This is a genomic window from Brachybacterium sp. NPDC056505, assembly GCF_042794925.1.
Classification (GTDB): Bacteria; Actinomycetota; Actinomycetes; order Actinomycetales; family Dermabacteraceae; genus Brachybacterium; species Brachybacterium kimchii.
The window spans coordinates 1-1,700 of sequence record NZ_JBHTSV010000069.1 but is presented as its reverse complement, the minus strand read 5'-3'; the positions used below and the strand labels follow the sequence as shown (position 1 = coordinate 1,700).

At 56.5% G+C, this 1,700-nt stretch carries 1 rRNA gene; it reads left to right on the top strand.

Annotation, left to right across the window (positions count from 1 at the left end):
- Positions 1 to 86 precede the first annotated feature (86 nt).
- Positions 87 to 1,607, top strand: a 16S ribosomal RNA gene (locus tag ACFQ53_RS17670).
- Positions 1,608 to 1,700 lie beyond the last annotated feature (93 nt).

Here is a 1,700-nt window from a genome sequence, read left to right as displayed (position 1 = left end):
TTTTTGTTTTGGCATGACGGATGATGTAGCAGATTTATATGAATGTGCTAGTCGTTTGTTTTGTCGGGATTATAGTTTTTCATTTTTTGATGGAGAGTTTGATCCTGGCTCAGGACGAACGCTGGCGGCGTGCTTAACACATGCAAGTCGAACGATGATGGCCGTGCTTGCACGGCTGGATTAGTGGCGAACGGGTGAGTAACACGTGAGTAACCTGCCCTCCACTTCGGGATAACCTCGGGAAATCGGGGCTAATACCGGATATGAGCACCTACTGCATGGTGGGTGTTGGAAAGTTTTTCGGTGGGGGATGGACTCGCGGCCTATCAGCTTGTTGGTGAGGTAGTGGCTCACCAAGGCGTTGACGGGTAGCCGGCCTGAGAGGGCGACCGGCCACACTGGGACTGAGACACGGCCCAGACTCCTACGGGAGGCAGCAGTGGGGAATATTGCACAATGGGCGAAAGCCTGATGCAGCGACGCCGCGTGAGGGATGACGGCCTTCGGGTTGTAAACCTCTTTCAGCAGGGAAGAAGCGAGAGTGACGGTACCTGCAGAAGAAGCGCCGGCTAACTACGTGCCAGCAGCCGCGGTAATACGTAGGGCGCAAGCGTTGTCCGGAATTATTGGGCGTAAAGAGCTTGTAGGTGGCTTGTCGCGTCTGCCGTGAAAACCCGAGGCTCAACCTCGGGCGTGCGGTGGGTACGGGCAGGCTAGAGTGTGGTAGGGGAGACTGGAACTCCTGGTGTAGCGGTGAAATGCGCAGATATCAGGAAGAACACCGATGGCGAAGGCAGGTCTCTGGGCCATTACTGACACTGAGAAGCGAAAGCATGGGGAGCGAACAGGATTAGATACCCTGGTAGTCCATGCCGTAAACGTTGGGCACTAGGTGTGGGGGACATTCCACGTTTTCCGCGCCGTAGCTAACGCATTAAGTGCCCCGCCTGGGGAGTACGGCCGCAAGGCTAAAACTCAAAGGAATTGACGGGGGCCCGCACAAGCGGCGGAGCATGCGGATTAATTCGATGCAACGCGAAGAACCTTACCAAGGCTTGACATGCACCGGACAGCTGCAGAGATGTGGCCTTCTTTGGACTGGTGCACAGGTGGTGCATGGTTGTCGTCAGCTCGTGTCGTGAGATGTTGGGTTAAGTCCCGCAACGAGCGCAACCCTCGTTCCATGTTGCCAGCACGTGATGGTGGGGACTCATGGGAGACTGCCGGGGTCAACTCGGAGGAAGGTGGGGACGACGTCAAATCATCATGCCCCTTATGTCTTGGGCTTCACGCATGCTACAATGGCCGGTACAATGGGTTGCGATACTGTGAGGTGGAGCGAATCCCAAAAAGCCGGTCTCAGTTCGGATTGGGGTCTGCAACTCGACCCCATGAAGTCGGAGTCGCTAGTAATCGCAGATCAGCAACGCTGCGGTGAATACGTTCCCGGGCCTTGTACACACCGCCCGTCAAGTCACGAAAGTCGGTAACACCCGAAGCCGGTGGCCCATCCCTTGTGGGGGGAGCCGTCGAAGGTGGGATCGGTGATTGGGACTAAGTCGTAACAAGGTAGCCGTACCGGAAGGTGCGGCTGGATCACCTCCTTTCTAAGGAGCATCACCAGTATTGGTGGCCATCTGCCTGCCCGTTCGTGGTGGGGGTGGTTGCTCATGGGTGGAACATCAACGGATGGGCGCTTC